The sequence below is a fragment of the Sediminimonas qiaohouensis DSM 21189 genome, assembly GCF_000423645.1.
In the GTDB taxonomy this organism is placed as follows: Bacteria; Pseudomonadota; Alphaproteobacteria; order Rhodobacterales; family Rhodobacteraceae; genus Sediminimonas; species Sediminimonas qiaohouensis.
In genome coordinates this window covers 36117-43850 of record NZ_KE384068.1, presented here as the reverse complement: position 1 = coordinate 43850, position 7734 = coordinate 36117, and the positions used below count along the sequence as shown (strand labels likewise).

Sequence of the window (7734 nt, the reverse complement as noted above, 5' to 3'; positions counted from 1 at the left end):
CCAAATGCAGCAGGCTCTCGACGAAGCCTGTGGTCTGGCGTAGCGCCATGCCGAACAACACTTTCATCGTCAAGCATGTCTGGATAGCGGTGTCGCTGTAGGTCTGCTGCCGACCGCGCTTACCGGTCGGCGCAGCCTCCCAGATCATCTCCGGGTCAAACCAGACTGTCAGCGAGCCACGGCGCTTGAGCGCTTCGTTATAGGCCGGCCAGTTCCTGGTCTTGTAGGTTGGGGGTGTGGGTCTGCTCATGTCGCCCAGCTACCACACTGGATTCGCGACATGAATCCCTCACGCGCTTTGTGCAACAGAGCCGAGCAAAGCCCAAATATCGCATCTTCCGAAAGGCTCATCCTCATGAGCGCTACGATGATTCCAGCCGTCATATACGCCCGCTATTCGACCGATATGCAATCGGCCTCCTCGGTCGAGGATCAGATCAGGCTGTGCGCTGAGCGCGCTGCCCGCGAGGGCATGGCGGTGACGCAGCACTATGCAGATCACGGCATCTCCGGCGCGAGCCTGATGCGGCCCGGTATCCAGCAGCTCTTACAAGATGCCATGGCTGGAAAGTTTCAGGTGGTTTTCGCCGAAGCGCTCGACCGGATATCCCGCGATCAGGAAGACATCGCCGCCGTCTTCAAGCGGCTAAGCTTTGCAGGCGTGCAGATCATCACACTCAGTGAAGGGGCGGTCAGCGAGCTGCATATCGGCCTGAAGGGCACGATGAATGCGCTCTTCCTCAAAGATTTGTCAGACAAGACGCGGCGTGGCCTGCGGGGCCGTGTCGAGGCAGGCAAGTCCGGTGGTGGCAATTCGTATGGGTATGATGTCGTCCGAAAGGTCAACGCTGCGGGCGAGCCTGAACGTGGGGATCGCAAGATCAACGAAGGTCAGGCTGCTATCGTGCGCCGCATCTTCAACGAGTATGCTTCGGGCACGTCCCCGCGCGTAATCGCGAAGACACTGAATGCCGAGCACGTGCCAGGGCCGACCGGCAAGACATGGGGGCCGTCCACGATCCATGGCAACAAGGATCGCGGCACCGGCATCCTGAACAACGAGCTCTACATCGGGCGGCTGGTCTGGAACCGCCTGCGCTACGTCAAGGACCCCGAGACGGGCAAGCGCCTGTCGCGCCTGAATCCAGCCGATCAGTGGATCGTGCAGGATGTGCCGCATTTGCGGATCATCGAAGATGATCTTTGGCAGAAGGTGAAAGCGCGGCAGGACGCCACGGCGCTCGGTAAACATGACAAATTAAAAGCAGAAGGTTTCTGGGACCGTCGCCGCCCGCGCTTCCTGCTTTCCGGCCTGATCAAATGCGGTTGCTGCGGCAGCACGTTCGTAAAGATCAGCCAGCAACATTTCGGTTGCGCGAGCGCCCGCAACAAGGGCACCTGTGAGAACAAGCGGACAATCCGCCGCGATGTCCTCGAAGCTTCTGTGCTCAATGGTCTTCAACATCATCTGATGGATGAAGAGCTGTTGACTGTGTTTTGCGAAGAATACACGCGTCATCTGAATGCGCTGCGCATGGCCGAGAGCGGCAACCGCGCGAAGGATGAAGCGCGGCTTGCCAAGATCATCCGTGAGCTCGACCGGATGATCGATGCCATCTGCGACGGCGTGCCTGCCGAGCGTGTGAAGGATCGCATGATTTCACTGGAAGCCGAACGAGCCGAAGTCGAAGAGCGGCTGAAGGCGGAACCCAAGGAGGAAAAGCCGCTGCTGCATCCGTCCATGGGCGCACGGTACCGTAAGGCGGTTGCCGAGTTGCGCACGACGCTTTCTGATCAGTCAGCTCAGCATGAAGCGGTAGAGATTCTGCGCAGTCTGATCGACCGGATCGTGCTGCATCCCTCTTCCGAGGAGGAGAGCGGCTTCGTCATGGATATCGAGGGCGATTTAGCAGGTATCCTAAGCCTCTGCCAGACAAGCAAAAAGGCCGCCGGGCTTTCGCCGGACGACCTCATGCAAATTAAGCTGGTTGCGGGGGTAGGATTTGAACCTACGACCTTCAGGTTATGAGCCTACTCCTTCACGTCTCGTCCAGTTCGGGAAGCCGCTATCTCCTCACAGGCCTCCTACGACTGCGTTGCTGCCGCTCGACATTGATCGGATGATTGCGCCCCAGGGCTCGGTAGAAGCCCTGGCTTTTCGTCCAGTTCAAGAACTGGCTGAAACTGTCGACCTGATCATCGTATCGCCCACGCGGGAAGCTCTGCAACTCACGTTTGAATGCCGAAAGCCAAGCTGCCTCGCGGGGGAGGTAGATGCGCCCCTCTTCAACGGGAGCGCAGGCCGCGTTGAAGCGGATTTCCTTGTCTTCATTTGGCTTGATCGGATAGCACTGCCGGTACTCGTTTCTCTGGAACTCTTGAAGCAGGGGCCTGCCGGTGGCTGCGTCCTCTATGAGCACCCGGTCCGCCGCCCAAGTGTCGCAAAGCTCGAAGGCTTTGCGCTTGAGCTCGGGAAAGTCGAGCCGATCGCGGAACACGTCAAGAAGATGCCAGCACCGATCTTTAAACCCCCAGGTAGTGCAAACGGAGAAGTCCGACCGTGGGTCCGACGACGTGCCGGTGTCCCAGCTTTGGACGATGAGCTGGTAGTCCGAGCGGTTGCCTGGCGCATCGCAGGTTTGGAAACTATCCCAACGCAAGGGAGATCCGTCCGGAGCAACGGGGTTTTGCTGGTACTGGGAATTAAACGCGGCAGGCCCCATCTCCTTGCGCAGGCGCTCGAGGGTTTCGATATTCATGTTCTCAGGGAACAGGGCTTCGCCTGTCTTGCGATGGTGAAATTTGCCGTGACCGATCGGGATCGTTTGATCCTCTTCAGCAATGGCCGGCAGGTTGAGATGGCGATAGGTGCCCTTGTCGAGCAGGTATCCAGGGGGATCGAGTTCGTGCAAGCGCTGGGCAATCGTCACGACCCGGCCTTCTGCTGGCTTGTTGAAGCGCGACAGAAGCGTGCCTTCGATAAAGTCCTGGGCGCGCTGTATCTCGGCCTCTGAAGCCGCATCCTGGGCTTTCAGAAGATCATCGATGATGATGTAGTCGGCCCCGTGGCCAGTCACGGCGCCACCGAGGGAGACGGCCTTGCGACCGCCTCCTTGCGTTGTATGGAACTCATCGACGGTGTTGCCTCGCCGGGACAGCCGTGTCTTGGGGAACGCCTGTTTGTACCAGTCGGCTTCCATCACACGGCGACAATCCTCGGAATGCTTGCGCGCCAGATCGAGCCCGTAGCTTGCCACGATGATTTTGGCCTCTGGGCGATGGCCCAGCACATAGGCGACAAAGGCCACCGCGACGGTAATCGACTTCAGATGACGAGGTGGCACGTTGACCACCAGCCGTGTGTTCTCGCCCGAGAGAAGATTCATGAGCTCAAAGCACATGGCTTCAACATGCCAGGCCGGCACGAAACTATCTTCTTGCCCCGGGTGTAGCGTGGCGAAGGTTTTCCAGACAAAAGAGAACAGGTCTTGCCGGACAACTGCGCCGCGTACCTTACGGACAAGTTCGGGATCAAATTGAGTCATGATGTTTCATCCTCAGCCGTATCCGGTCCGACGGTGTCGAGCAGCTCGGCACCACCCATCTCAATGAAATGGCGCAAGATAGCCTCATCCGTCCCATCAATCTCCGGCGTATCCGGCGCCTCATCGCTTGCCGGGCTGTCGGCCTCGACCATGTGGATGAGCTTGATCAGGCGGTCCTGCGCCCGGGGATCGCCCTCCAGACCATCTTTGAACAAGGTGCGGATCAGGGCATCAAAGATCGGGATCTGTTTGCGGCGCCCGTTCTCGGTGATCGTCACCGGACTGAAAAACCGTTCCCGAAGAATGGTCGTAACGTTCCTGGTTTCCTTGGGCCGCCCCTTGGGGTTGCCGGACTGACCCTTTTTGAACCGGGTGTGCTTCGGTGGTTTGCCGTAGCCCACCTCGTAGTCGCGATTGTCATCACTGGTCGTCATGGCGCGCCTCCTCGTCCTTGGGGGACACGACCAGTTCGCGGTCGGCGAAAGTCTCATCGGACCCGGCGAGCACGGCCTGCTCTCCGGTCTGCTGCTGCCACCGGCGGATGGCGACATCAACGTAGAGCGGGTCGAGCTCGATCGCACGAGCGCAACGGCCCGATTTCTCCGCGGCGAGCAGCGTGGCACCAGAGCCGCAAAACGGGTCGAGCACGATATCGCCGCGATGGCTGACGTCACGAACTGCGTCAGCCACCAGCGTCGTTGGCTTGACCGTCGGATGATCCAGCAGGTCCGCGTTGCGGCCCTTGCGGAACGTGTTGACGCCGGCATAGTCCCAGACATTGGTGCGATAGCGCCCATGGCGACCAAGCTCGACATTGTTGACGTGGCTGGCGTCACCCTTCTTGAAGACGCAGACCATCTCGTGCTTGGAACGGTAGAGGCTGCCCATGCCGCCATTGGTCTTGTTCCAGACGCACAGGTTAAGGAGCGACAGACCTTCCGCCTTTCCGGCGAAGACAAGGTCTGCCACGTGCCGCCAATCCATGCAGATCATGCAAACGCCACCATCCATGACCATGGCTGCGCTTTCCCGGATGAAACCGCGCAGAAAATCCTGGAACTGACCGTCGGTCATCTCGCCTACGCCCATGGCAAAATCGCGGTGACCGCTGGTCTCGCCCATACGTACGTGACCGTTGATCGGTACGTTGTAAGGCGGGTCAGTGAAGACCATGCGGGCAGGCTCGTCGCCCATGCGTTTGGTATAGGCAGCATTGTCCAAGGCATTGCCACAAAGCAGCCGGTGCCGTCCCAACATCCAGACCTCGCCGAGACGGGCGACCGGAATGGCCTGTCCATGGGACTCTTCAACGGTCTCGGAGGGATTTTCGGCCGCGTCACCACTGTTGCCATCGATAATGATATCCAGTTCAGGCGTATTGAACCCGGTGAGCGAGATCTCGAAATCAAGGTCACCGGCAACGTCCAGATCGTTGAGATCCACGATCTCGAGGCGCAACACCTCGTCGTCCCAGTCCGACAGCTCGGCAATGCGGTTGTCGGCGATGCGGTAGGCCTTGACCTGGGCCTCGGTCAGATGCTCGAGCAAGACGGTCGGAACGGTCTTGAGCTTGAGGCGCTTGGCAGCCTCATACCGTCCATGACCGGCAACGATAGCGCTATCGCGATCAATAAGTACCGGGTTGTTGAACCCGAACTCGCGGATCGAGCGTGCAATGAGATCAATCTGCTTGTCGCTGTGCTGGCGGGCATTGCGCGCATAAGGCTTGAGCCGGTCGAGAGGCAGCGGGACAATTGCCGGTGCCTCGGCCGGTTTTTGGTTGGGTTTGCGGGCAGACATGGATGTCTCCTTATTGGTTACGGCCCCGAGGGGCATTTGCGTCAAACCAGGATTCGGAGACGAGAAGGGAACACCCCAACATCGCCCCGGATCTTTCGATCCGGACCCTGGTTGAGGCTGCTCCCTATCGGCCCGTAACGGGCCAAGGCGTGCTGCCAAACTAAAAACAATCGCGTGCGCAATGTGGCGCAGCAGTAGCGTTAAAGTAGCAATTTGATCTCAACATCGCAAGAGGCGTTTTATAAAAAGTCGTTTGTTGACAAAGAATTAAGGGAATGCAACCCGGTCAGCGGCAGCCGGGATCGGGTTTTGATTTCTCCGAAATCTCGCTGGACTTCCCCGCCTCGGCAAGCGTTGCTGTCGCTACGCCCGACACATGCATCGGGCTCCTCTCGGTAGCAGGGCCGGCATAGGGCTGGCCCGCAAACGAGGAGAAACCCATGACTCAATCGAAGACGAACCCTGCCAAGGCCAAGAACCCTGCAAAGATGCCCGCAGGGCGGACGGCCAAACCGGCTACCAAACCTCCTCGCAAGACAAAGACCGCGATGGTGCTTGAAATGCTCGAGCGCTCGGGCGGCGCGAGCCTTAGTGATCTTTGCAAGGCAACCGGGTGGCAGGCGCACACCGTTCGAGCTACGCTCAGCGGGCTGCGCAAGACAGGCCACGTGATCAACCGCGAACAGGACGAGTTTGGTGTGTCGGTCTACCGGATCACCGCAAACCCCGAGGCGCAATGATGGCTGCGGTGGCAGAAATCGAGACAATGGACCGCCCTCGGCTCATCGCGCTCTGGCAGGACCTCTTTGGCGGTCCGCCGCCAAAGAGCCTGAGCCGGCAGTTCCTGCGCCGCGCTCTGGCTTTCGAAGTCCAGTCGCGTGGTCGGGGCGGATTGCCCAAGGGCTTTGCGGCAAAGCTGGAACGCGCAACAGGTTCGGATGCGCCGAGGCGCAGCCCGGCCCTCCAATCGGGCGGCCGGCTCTTGCGCGAGTGGAACGGCGTCACGCATGTCGTTGATGTCACCGAGCAGGGGTATCGCTGGCGCAACCAGACCTGGCGCTCACTCTCGGCCATCGCGCGTGAGATCACCGGGACCCATTGGTCGGGTCCGCGCTTCTTTGGCATCAACGGGAGGACAGGCTGATGAGCCAGAAGATCCGCTGCGCCATTTATACCCGCAAATCCACCGACGATGGGCTCGAGCAGGAATTCAATTCGCTCGACGCACAACATGAGGCCTGCGCTGCCTATATCGCGAGCCAGCGGGGCGAAGGCTGGACGCTCTCGTCGACCCGCTACGATGATGGCGGCGTCTCGGGCGGGACTCTGGAGCGTCCGGCCCTGCGCCGCCTGATGGAGGACGTGGATGCGGGCCGCGTCGACATGGTGGTGGTCTACAAGATCGACCGGCTAACGCGAGCGCTCTCGGACTTTGCGAAACTGGTAGACCGGTTTGAGGCGGCAGGCTGTTCCTTCGTTTCGGTTACACAGGCCTTCAACACCTCGTCGTCGATGGGTCGACTGACGCTCAACATGCTCCTGAGCTTTGCGCAGTTCGAGCGGGAAGTGACAGCCGAGCGAATCCGAGACAAGATCGCCGCCTCGAAAAAGCGCGGGCTCTGGATGGGCGGCGTGCCGCCTTTGGGATATGACGCACATCCCGATCCCAACATCCGCAGCCTGGTGATCAACGAGGCCGAACGCGAGACGGTCGTGACGCTTTTTGCGCTTTATGAGAATCTCGGTTGTCTACGGGCAGTCGAACAGGAGGCGGATCGCCGCGGGTTCCGCTCCAAGCGGCATGTCTTCTCGACAGGCCGGGTACAGGGCGGCGGGCTCCTGTCCCGGGGGCAGATCCACCATATTCTCTGCAACACGATCTACATCGGTCGGATCCGCCACAAGGAAAAGGTGTTCGACGGACAGCACGCGGCCATCATTGATGACGAGTTGTGGGACCGGGTGCAGGCCAAGCTCCAAGAGGCGAGTGCCAGACCGAGGTCGCGCGCCAAGAGATCGAACTCGGGCGGTGACGCGTGCAGTTCAGCGCCATTGACTGGCAAGTTCCGCGATCAGGCTGGCGACCGTCTGACGCCGTCGCATACCAGCAAGAGTGGTCGACGTATCCGCTACTACGTTTCGAACCGCCTGCTATCCGGGGGCGACAAGGCTTGCGGCTGGCGGTTGCCCGCTCCCAGTTTGAGGCGTCAGTGGTCAAAACAGTGGCAGATCATCTTGAACAATCCACGCGCAGGCATACGCTGCTCGCGTCTCCCGACCTGGATGCGGCCGACGAGATCAAGCGCAAGGTGGCCGATCTTGTTCAATGTCTTCGAAATGGTGACGCTCATCAAATCAATAAGCTCGTGAGGAAGGGACATCTTGGAAA

General features: G+C 59.9%; 8 protein-coding genes. 4 read left to right on the top strand and 4 right to left on the bottom strand.

The window, feature by feature from the left end:
- The coding region (locus G568_RS0117880) for an IS5/IS1182 family transposase (protein ID WP_026758692.1) at positions 1–250 on the bottom strand (250 nt) is incomplete at its 3' end.
- 117 nt (positions 251–367) lie between these two features.
- Here G568_RS0117880 and G568_RS0117875 point away from each other — a divergent pair.
- Positions 368–2029, top strand: a complete 1662-nt coding sequence (locus tag G568_RS0117875; RefSeq protein ID WP_026759203.1) for a recombinase family protein — start codon at positions 368–370, stop codon at positions 2027–2029.
- Between the two features lie 37 nt (positions 2030–2066).
- Here G568_RS0117875 and terL read toward each other — a convergent pair whose 3' ends face one another.
- From terL to G568_RS19560, 3 genes are read right to left on the bottom strand one after another with little or no spacing between them, the layout of a single operon-like run.
- Complete coding sequence (gene terL, locus G568_RS19570; RefSeq protein ID WP_037374553.1) at positions 2067–3545, bottom strand: phage terminase large subunit; 1479 nt, start codon at positions 3543–3545, stop codon at positions 2067–2069.
- On the bottom strand, positions 3542–3979 hold the full coding sequence (locus G568_RS19860) for a DUF5681 domain-containing protein (protein ID WP_051203167.1): 438 nt from the start codon (positions 3977–3979) through the stop codon (positions 3542–3544). The genes terL and G568_RS19860 overlap by 4 nt, the downstream gene beginning before the upstream one ends.
- Positions 3966–5345, bottom strand: a complete 1380-nt coding sequence (locus tag G568_RS19560; RefSeq protein ID WP_084627501.1) for a site-specific DNA-methyltransferase — start codon at positions 5343–5345, stop codon at positions 3966–3968. Before G568_RS19560 ends, G568_RS19860 begins: the two co-directional genes overlap by 14 nt.
- Before the next feature lie 440 nt (positions 5346–5785).
- Here G568_RS19560 and G568_RS19555 point away from each other — a divergent pair, with 440 nt between their 5' ends.
- The 3 genes from G568_RS19555 to G568_RS19550 are packed head-to-tail and all read left to right on the top strand — an operon-like array spanning position 5786 to position 7715.
- On the top strand, positions 5786–6085 hold the full coding sequence (locus tag G568_RS19555) for a DUF3489 domain-containing protein (protein WP_211222287.1): 300 nt from the start codon (positions 5786–5788) through the stop codon (positions 6083–6085).
- Positions 6085–6489, top strand: a complete 405-nt coding sequence (locus G568_RS0117850; RefSeq protein WP_026759202.1) for a DUF2924 domain-containing protein — start codon at positions 6085–6087, stop codon at positions 6487–6489. The genes G568_RS19555 and G568_RS0117850 overlap by 1 nt, the downstream gene beginning before the upstream one ends.
- Positions 6489–7715 (top strand): recombinase family protein, encoded by a 1227-nt coding sequence (locus G568_RS19550; protein WP_245582986.1) that lies wholly within the window; start codon positions 6489–6491, stop codon positions 7713–7715. The genes G568_RS0117850 and G568_RS19550 overlap by 1 nt, the downstream gene beginning before the upstream one ends.
- Positions 7716–7734: the final 19 nt, after the last annotated feature.